Origin of the sequence: Enterobacter sp. UNJFSC 003 (assembly GCF_036903355.1) — a bacterium.
In the GTDB taxonomy this organism is placed as follows: domain Bacteria; phylum Pseudomonadota; class Gammaproteobacteria; order Enterobacterales; family Enterobacteriaceae; genus Enterobacter.
In genome coordinates, this window is the sequence record NZ_JBAKHK010000002.1 from 243,596 (window position 1) to 262,467 (window position 18,872).

At 53.7% G+C, this 18,872-nt stretch carries 20 protein-coding genes; 12 read left to right on the forward strand and 8 right to left on the reverse strand.

Annotated elements, in window-relative coordinates:
* Position 1: 1 nt before the first annotated feature.
* Together V5P19_RS07210 and V5P19_RS07215 are read left to right on the forward strand one after the other, a co-directional pair.
* On the forward strand, positions 2-862 hold the full coding sequence (locus V5P19_RS07210; RefSeq protein ID WP_334401621.1) for an HlyD family secretion protein: 861 nt from the start codon (positions 2-4) through the stop codon (positions 860-862).
* Positions 862-2,895, forward strand: a complete 2,034-nt coding sequence (locus tag V5P19_RS07215; RefSeq protein WP_334401623.1) for an FUSC family protein — start codon at positions 862-864, stop codon at positions 2,893-2,895. The genes V5P19_RS07210 and V5P19_RS07215 overlap by 1 nt, the downstream gene beginning before the upstream one ends.
* Here the strand turns inward: V5P19_RS07215 and sodC are convergent.
* The 3 genes from sodC to V5P19_RS07230 all read right to left on the reverse strand — a co-directional run bounded on the left by sodC (position 2,874) and on the right by V5P19_RS07230 (position 4,657).
* The gene (gene sodC / locus V5P19_RS07220; RefSeq protein ID WP_334401625.1) at positions 2,874-3,392 is read right to left on the reverse strand and encodes a superoxide dismutase [Cu-Zn] SodC; all 519 of its coding nucleotides are present in this window, start codon (positions 3,390-3,392) and stop codon (positions 2,874-2,876) included. The two genes, V5P19_RS07215 and sodC, sit on opposite strands and share 22 nt — an antisense overlap.
* 80 nt (positions 3,393-3,472) lie before the next feature.
* Entirely contained in the window at positions 3,473-4,369 is an 897-nt protein-coding gene (locus V5P19_RS07225; protein ID WP_334401627.1) for an aldo/keto reductase family oxidoreductase, read from the reverse strand.
* A gap of 48 nt (positions 4,370-4,417) precedes the next feature.
* Positions 4,418-4,657, reverse strand: a complete 240-nt coding sequence (locus V5P19_RS07230) for a DUF1289 domain-containing protein (RefSeq protein WP_334401629.1) — start codon at positions 4,655-4,657, stop codon at positions 4,418-4,420.
* Positions 4,658-4,805: 148 nt separating this feature from the next.
* Between V5P19_RS07230 and eptA the strand changes: the two genes are divergently transcribed.
* The 5 genes from eptA (at position 4,806) to rnt (ending at position 9,477) form a co-directional block, all read left to right on the forward strand.
* Complete coding sequence (gene eptA / locus V5P19_RS07235; RefSeq protein ID WP_334401631.1) at positions 4,806-6,431, forward strand: phosphoethanolamine transferase EptA; 1,626 nt, start codon at positions 4,806-4,808, stop codon at positions 6,429-6,431.
* Positions 6,432-6,472: 41 nt separating this feature from the next.
* Complete coding sequence (locus V5P19_RS07240) at positions 6,473-7,072, forward strand: TetR/AcrR family transcriptional regulator (protein WP_334401633.1); 600 nt, start codon at positions 6,473-6,475, stop codon at positions 7,070-7,072.
* Positions 7,073-7,125: 53 nt separating this feature from the next.
* Positions 7,126-8,223, forward strand: coding sequence for an alkene reductase (locus V5P19_RS07245; RefSeq protein WP_334401636.1), 1,098 nt, complete (start codon positions 7,126-7,128; stop codon positions 8,221-8,223).
* A 99-nt stretch (positions 8,224-8,322) separates the two neighbouring features.
* Positions 8,323-8,730 (forward strand): lactoylglutathione lyase, encoded by a 408-nt coding sequence (gloA, locus tag V5P19_RS07250; RefSeq protein WP_334401638.1) that lies wholly within the window; start codon positions 8,323-8,325, stop codon positions 8,728-8,730.
* Positions 8,731-8,826: 96 nt separating this feature from the next.
* Positions 8,827-9,477: a ribonuclease T gene (rnt, locus tag V5P19_RS07255; RefSeq protein ID WP_334401640.1), complete on the forward strand. Its 651-nt coding sequence runs from the start codon at positions 8,827-8,829 to the stop codon at positions 9,475-9,477.
* 49 nt (positions 9,478-9,526) lie between these two features.
* Here the strand turns inward: rnt and grxD are convergent, their stop codons facing one another.
* On the reverse strand, positions 9,527-9,874 hold the full coding sequence (gene grxD, locus V5P19_RS07260; RefSeq protein ID WP_014069964.1) for a monothiol glutaredoxin 4: 348 nt from the start codon (positions 9,872-9,874) through the stop codon (positions 9,527-9,529).
* A gap of 338 nt (positions 9,875-10,212) precedes the next feature.
* Between grxD and V5P19_RS07265 the strand changes: the two genes are divergently transcribed.
* Positions 10,213-10,986, forward strand: a complete 774-nt coding sequence (locus tag V5P19_RS07265) for a C40 family peptidase (protein ID WP_334401646.1) — start codon at positions 10,213-10,215, stop codon at positions 10,984-10,986.
* A 121-nt stretch (positions 10,987-11,107) separates the two neighbouring features.
* On the forward strand, positions 11,108-11,689 hold the full coding sequence (gene sodB, locus V5P19_RS07270) for a superoxide dismutase [Fe] (RefSeq protein ID WP_334401648.1): 582 nt from the start codon (positions 11,108-11,110) through the stop codon (positions 11,687-11,689).
* A gap of 38 nt (positions 11,690-11,727) precedes the next feature.
* Here sodB and V5P19_RS07275 read toward each other — a convergent pair whose 3' ends face one another.
* Positions 11,728-12,894 (reverse strand): MFS transporter, encoded by a 1,167-nt coding sequence (locus tag V5P19_RS07275; RefSeq protein ID WP_334401650.1) that lies wholly within the window; start codon positions 12,892-12,894, stop codon positions 11,728-11,730.
* Between the two features lie 163 nt (positions 12,895-13,057).
* Positions 13,058-13,147, reverse strand: a complete 90-nt coding sequence (locus V5P19_RS07280) for a YnhF family membrane protein (protein WP_334401652.1) — start codon at positions 13,145-13,147, stop codon at positions 13,058-13,060.
* A gap of 297 nt (positions 13,148-13,444) precedes the next feature.
* Between V5P19_RS07280 and purR the strand changes: the two genes are divergently transcribed.
* Positions 13,445-14,470, forward strand: coding sequence for an HTH-type transcriptional repressor PurR (gene purR / locus V5P19_RS07285; protein WP_334401654.1), 1,026 nt, complete (start codon positions 13,445-13,447; stop codon positions 14,468-14,470).
* A gap of 16 nt (positions 14,471-14,486) precedes the next feature.
* On the opposite strand, the gene punR is transcribed toward purR, so the two are convergent.
* On the reverse strand, positions 14,487-15,398 hold the full coding sequence (gene punR, locus V5P19_RS07290) for a DNA-binding transcriptional activator PunR (protein ID WP_334401656.1): 912 nt from the start codon (positions 15,396-15,398) through the stop codon (positions 14,487-14,489).
* Positions 15,399-15,512: 114 nt separating this feature from the next.
* Here punR and punC point away from each other — a divergent pair, with 114 nt between their 5' ends.
* Positions 15,513-16,712, forward strand: a complete 1,200-nt coding sequence (punC, locus tag V5P19_RS07295) for a purine nucleoside transporter PunC (RefSeq protein WP_334401658.1) — start codon at positions 15,513-15,515, stop codon at positions 16,710-16,712.
* Between the two features lie 299 nt (positions 16,713-17,011).
* Positions 17,012-18,160: a cyclopropane fatty acyl phospholipid synthase gene (gene cfa / locus V5P19_RS07300; protein WP_334401660.1), complete on the forward strand. Its 1,149-nt coding sequence runs from the start codon at positions 17,012-17,014 to the stop codon at positions 18,158-18,160.
* Between the two features lie 31 nt (positions 18,161-18,191).
* On the opposite strand, the gene V5P19_RS07305 is transcribed toward cfa, so the two are convergent.
* Positions 18,192-18,833 (reverse strand): riboflavin synthase subunit alpha, encoded by a 642-nt coding sequence (locus V5P19_RS07305; RefSeq protein WP_334401662.1) that lies wholly within the window; start codon positions 18,831-18,833, stop codon positions 18,192-18,194.
* Between the last annotated feature and the right edge of the window lie 39 nt (positions 18,834-18,872).

Below are 18,872 nucleotides of genomic sequence, written 5' to 3' on the forward strand. Positions count from 1 at the left end.
TATGTCTCTGAAAACGTTAAAATACTTTTCCACCCTTTTCGTTCTTGCCCTGGCACTTTTGGCCGGATGGTGGCTGTGGAACTACTACATGCAATCGCCCTGGACCCGGGATGGCAAAATCCGCGCGGAACAGGTCAGTATCACCCCACAGGTTTCAGGAAGTATCACGACGCTTCTTGTTAAGGATAACCAGTTCGTTAAAAAGGGTGATGTTTTATTCAGCATTGATAAAACGCCCTTCCAAATTGCGCTCCTCAACGCGCAGGCGCAGCTGGCTAAAGCCCAGTCAGATTTAGCGAAAGCGAATAACGAAGCAAACCGCCGTCGGCATTTATCGCAAAACTATATTTCTGCCGAAGATTTAGATACGGCAAACATGAATGTTAAAGCAATGCAGGCCAGCGTTGACGTGGCCCAAGCCACGCTTAAGCAGGCGCAGTGGGAGCTGACACAAACCGTAATTGAAGCCCCGGTGGACGGCTGGGTGACAAACCTGTCGGCCCGAGTGGGTAATTACGCGACGACCGGGCAGCCCGTGTTTGCTCTGGTCGATAGCCACTCTTTCTACGTTGTGGGCTATTTTGAAGAGACCAAACTTCGTCATATCCGGGAAGGTGCCCCTGCGACCATCACGCTTTACAGCGGCTCGCAGAGGTTACAGGGTCACGTAGCCAGTATTGGGCGTGCTATCTACGATCAAAGCGTTGAAACCGATTCGGGCCTGGTTCCGGACATCAAGCCTAACGTTCCCTGGGTTCGGCTGGCGCAGCGTGTTCCGGTTCGCGTTGAGTTCGATAAACTGCCTCAGGACATTACCCTGGTGTCAGGTACAACCTGCACCGTTGCCATCGGGGCGCGCTAATGAACCTGCAAGCTTTTTCCTGGCGTAACACGCCGTGGGTGAAAGCAACCCGGCCGCAGTGGCGCTACGCGCTGCGTAATGGCATTGCAATGTGTCTTGCACTGACGATTGCTTACTACCTCAATCTGGATGAACCCTACTGGGCAATGACCTCTGCGGCGGTCGTCAGTTTTGCGACCGTTGGTGGGGTCATCAGTAAAAGTCTGGGGCGCGTGGCCGGTAGCCTGCTGGGCGCCACGGCGGCGTTAATTATTGCCGGTCATACGCTAAACGATCCGTGGCTGTTTTTACTGAGCATGGCGGCATGGCTGGGGGTATGTACCTGGGCCTGCGCCCATTTTACCAATAACGTGGCTTATGCCTTTCAGCTGGCTGGCTACACCGCCGCTATTATTGCGTTTCCGGTGGTCAACGTGCTGGACACTACGGAATTATGGGACATCGCTCAGGCACGCGTTTGTGAAGTGATTGTCGGGATCCTCTGCGGTGGATTTATGATGATGATCCTGCCCAGTACCTCCGACGGCACTGCGCTTATCACCGCCCTGAAGACCATGCACAGCCGACTGCTGGAGCACGCGAGCCTTCTCTGGCAGCCTGACACCAACGACGATATCCGCCTTGCGCATGAAAAAGTGATTGGCCAGATCCTGACCATGAATTTATTGCGTATCCAGGCCTTCTGGAGCCACTACCGCTTTCGTCGCCAGAACAAACTGCTTAACTATTTGCTTCATCAGCAGTTGCGGATGACCAGCGCTATCTCAAGCCTGCGCCGAATGCTGCTGAACTGGCCGACGCCGCCAGAAAACACCCGCGCCATTATTGAATCCCTGCTTGCGACCCTCGCTCGCCCGGATGCCGATATCTACACTGTCGCGCGAATCATCGCCCCGCTCGCCCCCAAAGACGAATATGACTATCGCCACCGCGCCTTCTGGCAGCGGCTAAATTATTTCTGTCGATTGTATTTGCGCAGCTCGCGCTGGATAACAGCCGTCGAGAATGCCACGCCGATAACGGAGTTCAGCGTGCCGGGCAGTCCTGCGTTAACCAGACATACGGATAATATAGAAGCGGTGTGGAGCGGTTTTCGAACTTTCTGCGCGTTGATGCTGGTTGGCGCGTGGGCGATTGCCACGCAGTGGGAATCCGGTAGCGCAGCGCTGACGCTTGCAGCCATTAGCTGTGTACTCTACTCCGTCGCCGCCTCGCCCTTTAACTCCCTTACGTTGCTGCTGCGCACGCTGGTTTTACTGTCGCTGTTCAGCTTTGTGGTGAAGTTTGGTCTGATGGTGCAGATAAGCGATTTATGGCAGTTTCTGCTGTTCCTGTTCCCACTGCTGACCACCATGCAGTTGCTTAAGCTGCAAATGCCAAAACTGGCGGGCCTGTGGGGGCAGCTCATTGTCTTTATGGGGTCGTTTATCTCGGTGACCAACCCGCCGGTGTATGATTTCGCCGATTTTCTTAATGATAATTTGGCGAAAATCCTCGGAGTGGGCTTGGCATGGCTGGCATTCGCCGTACTGCGGCCGGGCTCCGACGCGCGTAAGAGCCGACGCCATATTCGCGAACTTCGCCGTGGATTTGTCGATCAGCTCAGCCGTAAACCGCATCTGCGCGAGAGCGAGTATGAATCGCTGGTGTATCACCACGTTAGCCAGCTGAATAACAGCCAGGACTCCCTTTCTCGTCGCTGGCTTCTACGCTGGGGCGTCGTGCTGTTGAACTGTTCCCACGTAGTCTGGCAGCTTCGCGCGTGGGAAACCCGATCCGACCCGCTTTCACAGGTTCGTGATGTTTGTATTTCCCTGCTGCGTGATGTCATGAGCGAGCGCGGCGTCCAGCAGCGTCCGCTCGAAGCCACGCTCGCAGAATTGCAGCGGATTTGCGATACCCTCGCGCGCCATCACCTTCCGGCCGCGCGCGATTTAGCCTCAATAATCTGGCGACTGCACTGCTCGCTGTCGCAGCTGGAACAGGCACCGCCGCCAGGCACTATCGGCGATCACATTACGCCACAGGCATAGCGTGCCCCCCCGCCGCCCAGCGGTTTAGGCCTATCGGACATGTTGTCACCGCCGACGTGGATCATCAGCGCTTTGCCTTTCACCTCATCCAACTTTTTCAGGCGAGGCGCGACGACAGGGTCAGTGGCTTTACCGTCGTTATTCACCACCAGCACAGGCAGATCGCCAAGATGTCCCATACCGTCCGGCCCTTCATGCTTACCGGAATGCTGTGGATCTAAATGGCCGCCGGCTGCTTCCGCCGCCGACGCTTTGCCCTCTTTCAGCGCGGGCTGACAGCTGCCGTTGGCATGCACATGGAAGCCATGCTCACCGGGAGGAAGTGCTTTGAGATTGGGTGCGAATTCCAGCCCCTTGTCGGTTTCAGTGATTTTCACCGTCCCGATGGACTGGCCTACCCCTTGAGAGGTGACGAGATTCATTTCCACTTCATCGCTGGCTGCCTGCGCACCTGCACAAACAACCAGCGTAACGAGAGCCAGAGCAAAACGCTTCATAGGACCTCCACGGGTTATTTTTTGCCCCATAAGTGTATACCAGAGGCAACGATTTCACCGGAAAGCCATCAATTTACGGATTAAGGCACGTCGTAGCCCAGCGCGGCTTTCCGAATGCGGAACCACTGCTGACGCGTCATCTGTAGCTCTTCTGCCGCCAGGGCGGAACGCACGCGTTCAATTTTACCGGAACCAATGATCGGCAACGGTTTAGACGGCAAACGCAGGATCCACGCATACACCACCTGCTCAATGCTATCTGCATTCAGCTCACGCGCAACGGTTTCAAGTTCGTGACGCAGCGGCTGGAACTCATCATCATTAAACAGACGACCGCCGCCCAGACACGACCACGCCATTGGGCGGATACGCAGCTGCTGCAGCTGATCGAGCGTACCGTCCAGCAGCAGCGGCTGATGAACCGGAGAAATTTCAACCTGGTTCGTCGCCAGCGTAAACGGCAGACGTGACTGAAGCAGTGCAAATTGCGCCGGAGTGAAGTTCGATACGCCAAAATGGCGCACTTTCCCGCTCTGATGCAAATTCAGAAAGGCTTGCGCAACTTCATCGGCATCCATTAACGGATCGGGACGGTGGATCAGCAGCAGGTCGAGATAATCCGTTGCCAGATTGACCAGCGACTGCTCTGCGCTTTTGATGATATGCGCGCTGTCGGTGATGTAATGACCCAAGGCGTGCTCCGATTTTGCCGTGGTGGCAATCCCGCATTTCGTGACGATTTCCATCCGTTCACGCAGGGCGGGAACCAGCTTAAGCGCGTCACCGAATGCGGCTTCACATTGATAGCCACCATAGATATCAGCATGATCGACAGTCGTGATCCCAAGCTCGAGATGCTCCTCGATAAAGCTCGCCAGCTGGAGGGGGGACATATTCCAGTCCATCAGGCGCCAGTAGCCCATGACAAAGCGGGACAATTCTGGCCCCTGGGGGGCAAGGGTAATACGCTGAACCATAACATTTTCCTCAAGGAAGTGATGTTATGAGTATACGCAATTACCGCGTTAAAACAGTGAAGGTTGCTGAGGTTCTTCGGTTTCACCCGCTCTGTTTGCGCGTATTTTGCGCAGTAATCGCTGCCGACAGAGGCGTAATACGTCCTGCTTTTGCGTGTCGCTGAAGTTTTGCCAGTTAAAGCGCTCATCGCGGGTACGCATACACCCACGGCAATATCCGCGCTCATCGACCTGACAAATCCCCCGGCACGGGCTCTGGATAGGGAAAAACTCCAGTTGCTCTGCCACACACACCTCCGTAAACCAAGACTCCTCTACAGTGAAGACGTTAAATGCCCCGCGTGCAAGGGCTTTACCACAGATTTATGGCATTAAGGTTTCACTAATCTTCCCCCTCTATACTCGCCGCATCACTAGTAGAAATGGTCTGTTTATAATGTGGTTTGTGAAAAAGTTACAGTGTAACGATATTAAGTTTACTCTGGGCTGTGCTCTCTTCTTTACTCTGGTAAACGGTCTGTTTATTCAACGCAGTTGGGCCATTATTGCGCCTGCGCAACTGCATGACATGATCTTTGCCGCAACGGTGCCTTTGGTGTTGTTCTGCGGGTGGGTCATTGTCTTTAGCCTGCTCAATATTCCGTTTATTCGTAAGCCGCTGTTGATCCTGTTAACGATGGGATGCGCTGCCGCGACGTACTTTATGTATACCTATGGCGCGGTCATCGATCAGAACATGATCGTCAACGTGTTCGAAACCAATTCCCAGGAAGCTACCGCCCTGGTTACGCCACAGATGATGTTGTGGATTGCCGTTGCGGGTCTTATTCCCTCTGTTGTACTGGCAATGACGCAGATTCGTACCGGTAAATGGTGGTATGCGCTGTTGACGCGTTTTGCTGCAATGCTTGGCGCGTTGCTGATTATTATTTTGATCGCGTCCGTGTTCTACAAAGATTACGCCTCGCTGTTCCGAAATAATAAAAGCATCGTCAAGATGGTGACCCCAGCAAACTACGTTAGCGCCATCATGAAATACAGTAAAGCGCGCTGGTTTGCTGGCGATCAGACGCTGGTACGTATTGGACAAGACGCGCATAAAGGCCCGCTGATTTCGGGCCAACACAAGAAAACCGTATTAATTTTGATTGTGGGTGAAGCGTCACGCGCGGCCAACTATTCGCTGAATGGTTATGGGCGAGAAACAAATCCCGAACTGAAAAAGCAGAACGTGATTAATTTCCCACAGGCTTCCTCCTGCGGTACCGAAACCGCCGTTTCTGTCCCCTGCATGTTCTCCGGCATGACGCGTAATAAATACGATGCCGACCTGGCGCGTCATCAGGAAGGACTGCTCGACGTGCTGAATCATGCAGGAATTAACCTGCTCTGGCGTGATAACGATGGCGGCTGTAAAGGCGCCTGTGACCGCGTGCCGCACACGGACATGACCCAGTGGAAACTGGACCAGTTCTGCAAGGATAAGTCCTGCATCGACGACGTGAATTTCTACCGCCTGGACAACGTGCTGGATGGTCTGAAGCAGGACTCGGTGCTGGTGATTCACCTGATGGGTAGCCACGGTCCGGCCTACTACAACCGTTATCCTGACGCGTTCCGTAAGTTTACGCCAACCTGTGATACCAATGAAATTCAGGACTGCGATCATCAGGCGCTGATGAATACTTACGACAACACCATCCTGTATAGCGACAGCATGGTCAGCAAAACCATCGACATGCTGAAAGCCCGTCAGGACAGCATGAACACTGCGCTGATTTACCTGTCCGATCACGGTGAGTCGCTGGGTGAAAGCGGTATCTATCTACACGGAACGCCATACATGCTAGCGCCGGAACAACAAACACACATTCCCTTTATATTCTGGTTATCACCAGACTATACGAAAAACTTTGGTATTAACGAGCAGTGTTTGCGTGACCATGCGGCAAAAAATGCGGTTTCACAGGACAATTTGTTCTCCACCGTGTTAGGCATGATGGATGTCAAATCAACGGTTTATCAACAACAGCTGGATATTCTGAACGCATGCCGTCACTAAACGCACTTGCATTAGACCGAACGGTCTATTAGAGTGCAGCCATGAGCAGAAATACTGAACACGATACACGCGAACATTTACTGGCAACCGGCGAACGACTCTGTATGCATCGTGGGTTTACCGGTATGGGGTTAAGCGAGTTACTTAAAACCGCTGAGGTACCGAAGGGGTCGTTTTATCACTACTTTCGGTCCAAAGAAGCCTTCGGCGTGGCCATGCTGGAGCGGCACTATGCTAGCTATCATCAGCGCCTCGCCGTTCACTTCGCCAGCGGTGCAGGTAACTATCGCGATCGTGTTCTGAACTACTATCAGGAAACGCTGAACCAGTTCTGTCAGCAGGGCATTATCAGCGGTTGCCTGACGGTCAAACTTTCTGCCGAGGTGTGTGACCTGTCTGAAGATATGCGCACAGCCATGGATAAAGGTGCCAGTGGGGTTATTGCTTTACTGGCACAGGCGCTGGAGAAAGGCCGTGATGAAAATACGCTGGCCTTCACGGGCGAGCCATTAACTCAGGCGCAGGTGCTCTATGCTCTCTGGTTAGGGGCTAATCTTCAGGCCAAGATTTCTCGCAGTGCGGTGCCGCTTGAAAGCGCGCTGGCACATGTGAAAAGCAGTATCACAACGCCTGGCGTTTAACGGGCGTTTTTATTTACCCAATTACTAGTCGACTGGTCTACTCAGGAGCCTTTATGTCCGCTGAAAAATTATTTACCCCACTGAAAGTGGGTGCCGTTACCGCACCAAACCGCGTGTTTATGGCTCCGCTTACCCGTTTGCGCAGCATCGAACCGGGTGACATCCCAACCCCTCTGATGGGTGAATATTACCGTCAGCGCGCAAGTTCTGGCCTGATCATCTCTGAAGCGACCCAGATTTCAGCCCAGGCAAAAGGCTATGCTGGCGCACCTGGCCTGCACAGCCCGGAACAAATCGCCGCCTGGAAAAAAATCACCGCGGGCGTTCACGCCGAAGAGGGGCGTATCGCAGTACAGCTGTGGCATACCGGTCGTATCTCTCACAGCAGCATTCAGCCTGGCGGCCAGGCACCGGTTTCTGCTTCGGCCCTGAGCGCAAACACCCGAACTTCACTGCGTGATGAAAACGGTCAGGCAATCCGCGTCGATACGTCCATGCCACGTGCGCTGGAGCTGGAAGAAATCCCGGGTATCGTAAATGATTTCCGTCAGGCGGTAGCGAACGCCCGTGAAGCCGGTTTTGACCTGGTGGAACTGCACTCTGCGCACGGCTATCTTCTGCACCAGTTCCTGTCCCCGTCCTCAAACCATCGTACCGACCAGTACGGTGGCAGCGTGGAAAACCGCGCTCGGCTGGTGTTGGAAGTGGTTGATGCCGTTTGCCGGGAGTGGAGTGCAGATCGTATTGGTATTCGCGTATCGCCAATTGGTTCCTTCCAGAACGTTGATAATGGCCCGAATGAAGAAGCCGATGCCCTGTATCTGATTGAGCAACTGGCTAAACGCGGTATCGCCTACCTGCACATGTCTGAACCGGACTGGGCCGGTGGTCAACCTTACACTGAAGCCTTCCGCCAGAAGGTGCGCGAGCGCTTCCAGGGTGTCATCATCGGTGCCGGTGCGTATACCCCAGAGAAAGCCGAAGATCTGATTAGCAAAGGTTTGATCGACGCCGTCGCGTTTGGCCGTGACTATATTGCCAACCCGGATCTGGTTGCCCGTTTGCAGAAAAAAGCTGAACTGAACCCACAACGCCCAGAAAGCTTCTACGGCGGCGGTGCTGAAGGTTATACCGACTACCCTTCCCTGTAATCCCCCATTGTGCATTGATAGCGGCGATACTTCGCCGCTATACTAAAACATCGTTTCTGTTCAAAAAGATAATCCATTCCATTGGTTAATGAGGAAATTATGCGCCTACTTCACACCATGCTGCGCGTCGGCGACCTGCAACGTTCCATCAATTTCTACACTAACGTACTGGGCATGACGCTGCTGCGCACCAGCGAAAACCCGGAATATAAATATTCGCTGGCGTTTGTCGGTTACGGTCCAGAGTCTGATGAAGCGGTTATTGAGCTGACCTACAACTGGGGCGTAGAGAGCTACGAGCTGGGCACGGCATACGGCCATATCGCGCTGGAAGTGGACAACGCCGCCGAAGCCTGTGAGCGTATCCGCAGCAACGGCGGCAACGTCACGCGTGAAGCAGGTCCGGTTAAGGGCGGTACTACCGTGATTGCATTTGTTGAAGATCCGGACGGTTACAAGATTGAACTGATTGAAGCCAAAGACGCTGGTCGCGGTCTGGGCAACTGATCCCGCAGGGCGCATTATGCGCCCGTTGTTTTACTGCATCCCTTCTTAAAATTTGCCATAATGCGCACTGCTTTTTTTCCCTTGTAAGAGACCCTGATGTCCGATAATGCTCAATTTACCGGTCTGTGCGACCGTTTTCGTGGTTTTTATCCCGTTGTCATTGATGTAGAAACAGCCGGATTTAACGCTAAAACCGATGCGCTGCTTGAAATTGCCGCCATCACGCTGAAGATGGATGAACAGGGCTGGCTTACACCGGACACCACGCTGCACTTCCACGTTGAGCCCTTTGAAGGGGCAAACCTCCAGCCAGAAGCGCTGGCGTTTAACGGTATCGATCCAAAAAATCCGCTGCGCGGTGCGGTAAGTGAATATGAAGCGCTGCATGCAATCTTTAAAATGGTGCGCAAAGGCATGAAAGAAAATGACTGCAGCCGCGCCATCATGGTGGCGCACAATGCCACCTTCGATCACAGCTTTACCATGGCCGCCGCCGAGCGTGCCTCGCTCAAGCGTAATCCCTTCCACCCTTTTGTCACCTTCGACACCGCGGCGCTGAGCGGCCTGGCGCTGGGGCAAACGGTCTTATCTAAAGCCTGTATTACCGCGGGTATTGAGTTTGACGGCACTCAGGCTCACTCGGCGTTATATGATACCGAGCGTACGGCTGAGCTGTTCTGTGAAATAGTCAACCGTTGGAAACGTCTGGGTGGCTGGCCGCTGCCAATGGCGGACAGCGAGGAATAGGCAAAAAAAAGCGACTCTAGCGAGTCGCTTTTTTGTCTACGCAAAATAGTTATTCTGCGTCCGGCTCTTCCGTTTTGTACTTAGCCGCGGTTTCTTTGATCAGCTGCTGCAGTTCGCCACGCTGATACATTTCGATCAGGATGTCGCAACCGCCAACCAGCTCACCGTCAACCCACAGCTGTGGGAAGGTCGGCCAGTTTGCATATTTTGGCAGCTCAGCGCGGATATCAGGGTTTTGCAGGATATCAACGTAAGCAAAACGCTCGCCACAGGCAGAGAGCGCCTGAACCGCTTGCGCAGAGAAACCGCAGCTTGGCAGCTTCGGAGAACCTTTCATGTACAGGAGAATCGGGTTTTCAGCAATCTGGTGCTGAATTTTTTCAATAGTGGTGCTCATGTCTTGCTTCCTTAAACTTCTGTTACGGCATTCGTCTGACATTGTAGCGGTTAAGACAGACATCGGAAAATAACATTTTCGTCACGTCTATCCATTTTAACGCGTGTCGCCATAAGATGCATTGCAAATGTAGCTTAACCCTGATTCGCGTAAGGTTTTGCTTAGGGAGTGAACAATAGTGCTACAGATTGATGAATTTTTTTGCACTTGCTAACGAAACAGGATTTTAGATTGAAAAATGCTATTAACTTATCGGGTTTTTATAGATTAGAATCGACGGGCTTTGTAAATCATACGCGGGTATTATTGATGGCCTGCATTCATCAGGGGACTGCCCAGTGGCGCGGATAAATAAAATCTCGATCACGCTCTGTGCTTTACTGTTTACAACACTCTCATTCACGCCAGCGGCGAACGCCTCTGAACAGGCGCGGCATTCTGCTGTACAAAAAACGCATCTGGCAAAAACCACAGAACGTAAGAAAAAAACCACCAGCAAAACCGTAAAGAAAAAAACCACGCCTCAGACAAAAAAAATCGCCTCCAGCAAAACAAAATCGAATACATCCCATACCGCCCTGCCAGGCAAGCGCAAAGCCTCGCAAACTGCCGCTAACCTGGTCACCGAAAAATGCATGACGCGTAAAGGCCACAAAGCGAAATGCACTAAAGTCAACAAAATTGCGGAAGTGCATAAGGTTCGCGTTCAGAAAGCCCAAAAAACGGCAATGAACAAATTGATGGGACAAATTGGCAAACCGTATCACTGGGGTGGGTCCTCCCCGCGTACCGGTTTTGACTGCAGCGGCCTCGTTTATTACGCATACAAAGATCTGGTGAAATTCCGCATTCCGCGTACCGCCAATGAAATGTATCACCTGCGCGACGCCGCACCGGTTAACCGTGGCGAGCTGGAAAACGGCGATCTGGTCTTCTTCCGCACCCAGGGGCGCGGCACGGCAGACCATGTCGGCGTGTACGTAGGCAACGGGAAATTTATCCAGTCGCCGCGCAGCGGCCAGGATATTCAAATTACCTCACTCAGCGAAGATTACTGGGTGCGCCATTATGTTGGCGCGCGCCGCGTAATGACGCCGAAAACCATCCGCTAATCCCTGCCCTGCCACCTCTGTGACAGGGTAAGTTCCTCTTTTGCATACCCTTTCAATTTGCTATCCTTTCCTTGTTGTCTGTAGGGTTATTGGCAGCGTAAATATAATAAGGAGAGAAGCAATGTCGTTCGAATTACCTGCACTACCGTATGCAAAAGACGCCCTGGCACCGCACATTTCTGCGGAAACCCTGGAGTATCACTACGGCAAACATCACCAGACGTATGTCACCAACCTGAACAACCTGATCAAAGGCACCGATTTTGAAGGCAAAACGCTGGAAGAGATCGTACGCAGTTCAGAGGGTGGCGTGTTTAATAACGCCGCTCAGGTGTGGAACCATACCTTCTACTGGCACTGCCTGGCGCCAAATGCAGGTGGGGAACCGAAGGGTGAGCTGGCGGCTGCCATTAACGCAGCGTTCGGCAGCTTTGCGGATTTCAAAGCGAAGTTTACTGATGCCGCAATCAAAAACTTTGGTTCTGGCTGGACGTGGCTGGTGAAAGAGGCGGATGGCAAACTGGCTATTGTTTCCACTTCAAACGCCGGTACGCCACTGACCACTAGCGCAACGCCGCTGATGACCGTGGATGTCTGGGAACACGCCTACTACATTGATTACCGCAACGCGCGTCCTAACTATCTGGAGCACTTCTGGTCTCTGGCTAACTGGGACTTTGTGGCGAAGAACTTCGCCGCGTAAGAGACACGCAGAAGGGTCCGCCCTTCTGCGCTTTTAGCTTATTCTGTGGCGCATGCCGCTTCAGGTTGTTTGCGACCCGACATCAGCACCAATAGCAGGCCGAGGGCAGCAATGATGGCGCCCATCACCGGTACAAAGCTGTACCCCAGCCCACCCGAAATCACTGCGCCGCCTGCTGCGGCACCCAAGGCATTCCCCAGATTAAACGCACCAATATTGACGGATGAAGAGAGTCCCGGAGCTTCATGGGCGACGCGCATGACGCGCATCTGCAATGGCGGTACCACTGCGAAGGTGGCTGCGCCCCATACCACCATGGCAATTGCCGCCCCCACCTCATTTTGCGCCAACCAGGGTATCGCCACCATAATGGCAATCAGCAGGGTCAGGAAGCCTTTCAGGGTACCGCTCACAGAACGGTCGGCCAACTTGCCCCCGAGGTAATTACCGATAGAGAAGCCCACGCCGATCAGCACCAGCATCGCGGTAATAAAAAGCGGCGTTGCATGCATTATCTCGTGCAGTACCGGGGAAATATAGGTGTAGAGCGTAAACATCGCCCCTGCTCCGAGAACGGTTGTCAGCAGCGCAGAGAGCACTTGAGGACGCACCAGCACTGAGAGTTCTTTACGCACATCCGGACGTTCGCCCGCGCTGCCTTTCGGTAACGAGAAGAACAGGGCGATCATCGCCACCACACCCAGCCCGGCAGTGGCGAGGAAGGACATCCGCCATCCGATCGCTTCCCCCATCCAGGTTGCAGCAGGTACGCCGCCAATATTGGCAATCGTCAGCCCCATAAACATGGTCGCCACTGCGCTGGCCTGCTTATGTTTGGGCACCACGCTTGCGGCAACGACAGAGCCCAGCCCAAAGAAGGCGCCGTGGTTCAGGCTGGTCAGAATACGGGACAGCATCAGCGTGGTGTAATCCGGCGCAATGGCGGAGAGCACATTGCCCAGCGTAAAGATGGCCATCAGGAAAATCAGCGCGTTGCGTCGCGCCCGATGCGAAAGCAACAGCGTCATCAGCGGAGCCCCCACCATCACGCCAATGGCGTAGGCGCTGATCAACATACCGGCCGCAGGGATAGAAACCTCTACGCCTTGGGCGATAACGGGCAATAACCCCATCGGGGAAAATTCAGTGGTGCCAATCCCAAAAGCGCCGATCGCCAGGGCCAGCAGGGGAAAATTGATTTTCATGCGTCAACTCCGGATGCCGTGTTATGTCGTAACACAGAACAAAGAAGCGGAAAGCATGACATCAATCACAAAAAATGAGAAGTTAACAAATTGGCAAAAGATTTTTGCCAGAGGGGTAACAATCGGGATAAGCAGGAGGGAGAGAACGCTCCCTCCGCGTAAATCAGTGCAGTACTGCCGTCAAACCTGCGGCAACAATCAGCGCCAGCACAATCACGGTCGTCGTCAGCGAAAACTTCAGATCGGTATTCATCAATTTTTCTCCTTTTAATCCCCCCACAAAAAGTGAGTCTGCTCATTTTTACACAGTTTACGTCAAAAATCTTCCTGGATTTAAACGGATATCCACTTTTGCTCTTCCCCTTTTCACCAAGATAGGACAAAATTCCACGCTAAATTTATTAGCGTACCGGCCATTGACCCCCTCCTGACGTCCTGAGTCGTTTTCCCGGCGTGTCGCAATTCCAGATTGCGTAATAAGGGTGAGAGAAGGCAAACGTTTACCTTCATGTTTTTCAGGAGCTTAGGATATGGTCTGGAGTGACATTTAATGGCAACAATTAAAGATGTGGCAAAACGCGCAAACGTTTCCACTACAACCGTATCACATGTTATTAACAAAACCCGTTTCGTTGCGGAAGAGACGCGCAATGCCGTCTGGGCAGCGATCAAGGAACTGCACTACTCGCCGAGTGCGGTTGCGCGCAGTCTTAAAGTTAATCACACCAAATCCATTGGTTTGCTGGCCACCAGCAGTGAAGCGGCCTATTTTGCCGAGATCATTGAAGCGGTAGAAAAAAACTGCTTCCAGAAAGGCTATACCCTTATCCTGGGCAACGCGTGGAACAACATTGAAAAACAGCGAGCCTATCTGTCAATGATGGCGCAGAAGCGCGTGGATGGTCTGCTGGTGATGTGCTCCGAGTACCCGGAGTCGGTGCTTTCCATGCTTGAAGAGTATCGCCACATACCGATGGTCGTTATGGACTGGGGTGAAGCGCGTGCCGACTTCACCGATTCCGTGATTGATAACGCCTTCGAAGGCGGTTATATGGCGGGACGTTATTTGGTGGAACGCGGTCACCGCGAAATTGGTGTGATACCGGGGCCGCTGGAGCGCAACACCGGTGCGGGCCGCCTGGCCGGGTTTATGAAAGCGATGGAAGAAGCGATGATCGCGGTGCCGGAAAACTGGATTGTTCAGGGTGACTTTGAACCCGAATCAGGCTATCGCGCGATGCAGCAGATTGTCTCCCAGCCGCACCGTCCGACCGCCGTCTTCTGTGGTGGTGACATCATGGCGATGGGTGCACTCTGTGCGGCAGATGAGCTGGGGCTGCGCGTACCGCAGGATATTTCCGTCATCGGGTATGACAACGTGCGTAACGCGCGCTTCTTTACCCCTGCGCTGACCACCATTCACCAGCCAAAAGATTCACTGGGCGAAACAGCCTTCAATATGCTGATGGACAGGATCGTCAACAAGCGAGAAGAATCCCAGTCAATTGAAGTTCATCCTCGCCTTATTGAACGCCGTTCCGTTGCGGATGGTCCGTTCCGCGACTACCGTCGTTAATCTCATACGGAGCCCGCTACGCTGGCTCCCGTAACCACTCCCGGTTAAGCGTATCACTGTCTCCCAGGTAATCCAGAAGCCAGGCCATTGCAGGTGATACATCGCTTTGCTGCCATGTCAGGCAACAGGCGGCATCCGGGAAGGGGTTCTCCAGCGTCAGCGCAGCCCATTCACCCGTGTCAATGCGCGGGCGCGCAAAATGGCCAGGCACCATTGCAACGCACAGCCCGGCGCTGAGGCAGGTCGCGGATGATTCCCAGTCCGGGGCCACAACCCGGCGCTGGTTATCCAGCAGCCAGGTAATACGCTTGGGCAACGAGCGCGAGGTATCTTCCAACACCAGCGACGGCCAGTTGCGCAGCGCGTCATCGCTCAGCGGCCCTTCCATTGTCGCCAGCGGATGCTCACGCGCCACCACGCATTTCCAGTTAAGCATGCCCATATCGCGGAACGCATAGCGCCCCCCGACGGGGATCGCCTGGGTTGCCCCAATCGCCATCTCCACCCTGCCGTCCGCCAGCGCGTCCCAGACGCCGTTGAACACCTCCTGGGACACCCGCAGCTCCACATCCGAGAAATGACGATAAAAATCAACAATCATCTGCCGCGTTCGTTCCGGTTTGACGATGTTATCTACCGCGATGGAAAGATGCCCTCGCCAGCCGTTAGCAATCTGCTGACACTGTTCTCGGGTGATCTGCATTTTTTTGATAACAGATCGCCCTTCTTTCAAAAACCACGCCCCGGCAGGCGTTAACTCAACGTCGCGATGACGCCGTTCAAACAGGGGAACCGCCAGCCACTCTTCCAGCTGGCGTACCGTATAGCTTATCGCCGAGGGCACGCGGTGTAGCTCCTGCGCTGCACCGCTAAAGCTGCCGTTACGCGCGACGGCATCCACAACTTCAAGAGAATAATCTGACCACATTTTCTGCCTGCAAAATTTTTGAATGCACCCGCCAAATATTAGCGTTTCACAAGCCGCTTTGCACTCCCTACACTCTGCGCCAACGTACACCTGCCTCCTCAAGGAGAAGAAATAATGCAACCTCATAAAGGATTTTTAGTCTGGCTCGCCGGTTTGAGCGTGCTGGGCTTTTTGGCCACCGATATGTACCTGCCGGCCTTTGCCGCGATGCAGGAAGATTTACAGACCCCGGCTGCCGCCATCAGCGCCAGCCTGAGCGTATTCCTTGCCGGCTTTGCCTTCGCGCAGTTGCTCTGGGGCCCGCTTTCCGATCGCTTTGGTCGTAAGCCGGTCTTGTTGCTGGGTCTGGCTATTTTTGCCGTGGGCTGTCTGGGGATGCTGTGGGTACGCGATGCAGCCTGGCTGCTGGTGCTGCGCTTCGTGCAGGCCGTTGGCGTATGTGCCGCAGCGGTGACCTGGCAGGCGCTGGTGACGGATTACTATCCTGCTTCACGCACTAACCGCATTTTCGCCACCATTATGCCGTTGGTGGGGCTTTCGCCCGCCCTCGCCCCCCTGCTGGGAAGCTGGCTGCTGGCGCATTTCGACTGGCAGGCCATCTTCGCCACGCTGTTTGCCGTTACCCTGGTGCTGATGCTGCCCGCGTTTACCCTCAAGCCTGCGCCTAAAAAGGAGCCGCTGCCGGAAGCGAAGCCGATCACCTTTACCTCTTTGCTGCGGGCGAAGGCGTATCGCGGTAACGTCCTGATTTATGCGGCCTGCTCTGCAAGCTTCTTCGCATGGCTGACCGGCTCGCCGTTCATTCTGCATGATATGGGCTACAGCCCTGCAGCCATTGGCCTGAGCTACGTCCCGCAGACCATCGCCTTCCTGGTCGGTGGCTATGGCTGTCGTGCTGCGTTGCAGAAATGGGAAGGTCAGCAGATGCTGCCGTGGCTGCTGGCGCTGTACGCGTTGAGCGTGATCGGCACCTGGGCTGTGGGCTTCGTTCCGGGCGCAGGCCTGGTTGAGATTTTGATTCCGTTCTGCGTGATGGCTATTGCCAACGGTGCCATTTACCCTATCGTCGTGGCGCAGGCATTACGCCCATTCCCGCAGGCAACTGGCCGTGCAGCCGCGCTGCAGAACACGCTGCAGCTGGGTTTGTGCTTCCTGGCAAGCCTGGTGGTCTCAGCCCTGATCGCCACCCCACTGCTGACCACCACCAGCGTAATGCTGTTTACCGTCGCGTTGGCCGCCATTGGCTACCGTATGCAGTCTTCCGCGCATCGGGAGCAAAAAGAGGGAGCTCGGGCAGAAACGTCGCATGCATAATCGCGCTGGAAATTATGTTACGTTTCAGTGATTAGGTTGCTAAGAATTTTCTATTGAATCACCAAATTTTGAGGCCTATACTAAATTTGGTTCGATTAAATACGATAAATATTAAGTGTTAACGGGAGCCGGAGTGCTCCCGTTTTTCCATGGAAGGCATTTCGGCAAGGGTTATCTCCCTTCCTCTGTTCTACGTCGGATACTAGCCTCGCGGGGAATTACCGTGAGATTTCTCACAAACCATAAAAAGCGTCTACGCTGTTTGAAGGTTCTGATCACAGCAAGGTGATGGAGAAGCTATGAGTTCATCGTGTATAGAAGAAGTCAGCGTTCCGGACGATAACTGGTCCCGGATCGTCAGTGAACTGTTAGGTCGTGCAGGCATCACGATTAATGGGCCTTCCCCCTCCGATCCGCAGGTCAAGCATCCCGACTTTTTTAAACGCGTGTTGCGCGAGGGATCGTTAGGATTGGGCGAGAGTTATATGGACGGCTGGTGGGAGTGCGAACGGCTGGATATCTTTTTCACCAGCGTGTTACGCGCCGGTCTTGAAAACCAGCTTCCTCGAAACCTGAAAGACACGCTGCGTGTTGCGTCTGCCCGATTGTTCAATCTGCAAAACAAAAAGCGGGCGTGGATTGTCGGCAAAGAGCATTACGATCTTGGTAATGACCTGTTCAGCCGTATGCTTGACCCTTTGATGCAATACTCCTGCGCCTACTGGAAACAGGCCACCACGCTTGAAGAAGCGCAACAGGATAAGCTGCGTCTTATCTGCGAAAAACTGCAGTTACAGCCAGGTATGCGTGTGCTGGATATTGGCTGCGGCTGGGGCGGTCTGGCATGGTTTATGGCGACGCATTACGGGGTGAGCGTCGTCGGTGTCACCATCTCTGCCGAACAGCAAAAAATGGCGCAGGAACGCTGTCGCGGGCTGGACGTCGATATTCGCCTGCAGGATTATCGTGATTTGAACGATCAATTTGACCGCATTGTTTCCGTAGGCATGTTTGAGCACGTGGGGCCGAAAAATTACGACACTTACTTCGAGGTAGCGGATCGTAATCTGAAACCAGATGGCATCTTCTTATTGCACACCATTGGCTCAAAGCGAACCGACAATAGCGTTGATCCCTGGATCAACAAATACATCTTCCCGAACGGCTGTTTACCGTCCGTGCGCCAGATTGCCAATGCCAGTGAGCCTCACTTCATTGTGGAAGACTGGCATAATTTTGGCGCGGATTATGATACGACCTTGATGGCCTGGCATGCCCGTTTTCAGGAAGCCTGGCCGGAGATTGCGGACAACTATTCCGAACGATTTAAACGGATGTTCAGCTATTATCTGAATGCCTGTGCGGGCGCATTCCGCGCGCGCGATATTCAGTTGTGGCAGGTGGTCTTTAGCCGGGGTATTGAACAGGGTTTACGGGTCGCCCGCTAAAAATATAACCCCGGCGCACCGGGGTTATTTCTTATTCTTCTTCCGCAGCATTAATTATTGCGGCTTCTTTTGCCGCCATTACGCGCTCAACGGTATCCACGACCGCCTGGGTTTGCGGATCAATTTCGATATTCACGCGCTGCCCCAGTTTTTTGCTGGCTAGCGTCGTGCGCTGAAGCGTCTCTGGAATTAAATGGACGCAAAAACGCGTTGGCGTAACTTCCCCCACGGTCAGGCTAATCCCATCAATACCAATAAATCCTTTATACAGGATGTATTTCATGAGGGTGGGGTCCTGGACTTTAAACCAGATCTGACGGTTATTTTCAGAGGTCACGATCTTTGCGACTTCAGCGGTCGTCATGATATGTCCGGACATCAGATGGCCGCCAATCTCATCGCTGAATTTCGCTGCCCGCTCGACGTTCACGGTATCACCCACCACCAGCTCGCCAAGATTGGTGATGCGCAGCGTTTCTTTCATTAAATCAAAGCTAATCTGATTGCCGTTAATTTCGGTCACCGTCAGGCAGCAGCCGTTATGGGCAATCGAGGCACCGGTTTCGATACCGTCCAGCATATATTCCGGCAGCTCAACCACGTGAGTACGGAAATTGGGTTTCTCATCAATAGACACCACTTTCGCAGTGCCCTGCACAATACCAGTAAACATGCTTACAACTCCTGTATTTTCCTGACGGTGATGACACCG

Bases quoted from the DNA above. Each gene is read 5' to 3' on its own strand.
- V5P19_RS07210 (WP_334401621.1), top strand. From the start codon at position 2: ATGTCTCTGAAAACGTTAAAATACTTTTCCACCCTTTTCGTTCTTGCC.
- V5P19_RS07215 (WP_334401623.1), top strand. From the start codon at position 862: ATGAACCTGCAAGCTTTTTCCTGGCGTAACACGCCGTGGGTGAAAGCA.
- sodC (WP_334401625.1), bottom strand. From the start codon at position 3,392: ATGAAGCGTTTTGCTCTGGCTCTCGTTACGCTGGTTGTTTGTGCAGGT.
- V5P19_RS07225 (WP_334401627.1), bottom strand. From the start codon at position 4,369: ATGGTTCAGCGTATTACCCTTGCCCCCCAGGGGCCAGAATTGTCCCGC.
- eptA (WP_334401631.1), top strand. From the start codon at position 4,806: ATGTGGTTTGTGAAAAAGTTACAGTGTAACGATATTAAGTTTACTCTG.
- V5P19_RS07240 (WP_334401633.1), top strand. From the start codon at position 6,473: ATGAGCAGAAATACTGAACACGATACACGCGAACATTTACTGGCAACC.
- V5P19_RS07245 (WP_334401636.1), top strand. From the start codon at position 7,126: ATGTCCGCTGAAAAATTATTTACCCCACTGAAAGTGGGTGCCGTTACC.
- gloA (WP_334401638.1), top strand. From the start codon at position 8,323: ATGCGCCTACTTCACACCATGCTGCGCGTCGGCGACCTGCAACGTTCC.
- rnt (WP_334401640.1), top strand. From the start codon at position 8,827: ATGTCCGATAATGCTCAATTTACCGGTCTGTGCGACCGTTTTCGTGGT.
- grxD (WP_014069964.1), bottom strand. From the start codon at position 9,874: ATGAGCACCACTATTGAAAAAATTCAGCACCAGATTGCTGAAAACCCG.
- sodB (WP_334401648.1), top strand. From the start codon at position 11,108: ATGTCGTTCGAATTACCTGCACTACCGTATGCAAAAGACGCCCTGGCA.
- V5P19_RS07275 (WP_334401650.1), bottom strand. From the start codon at position 12,894: ATGAAAATCAATTTTCCCCTGCTGGCCCTGGCGATCGGCGCTTTTGGG.
- V5P19_RS07280 (WP_334401652.1), bottom strand. From the start codon at position 13,147: ATGAATACCGATCTGAAGTTTTCGCTGACGACGACCGTGATTGTGCTG.
- purR (WP_334401654.1), top strand. From the start codon at position 13,445: ATGGCAACAATTAAAGATGTGGCAAAACGCGCAAACGTTTCCACTACA.
- punR (WP_334401656.1), bottom strand. From the start codon at position 15,398: ATGTGGTCAGATTATTCTCTTGAAGTTGTGGATGCCGTCGCGCGTAAC.
- punC (WP_334401658.1), top strand. From the start codon at position 15,513: ATGCAACCTCATAAAGGATTTTTAGTCTGGCTCGCCGGTTTGAGCGTG.
- cfa (WP_334401660.1), top strand. From the start codon at position 17,012: ATGAGTTCATCGTGTATAGAAGAAGTCAGCGTTCCGGACGATAACTGG.
- V5P19_RS07305 (WP_334401662.1), bottom strand. From the start codon at position 18,833: ATGTTTACTGGTATTGTGCAGGGCACTGCGAAAGTGGTGTCTATTGAT.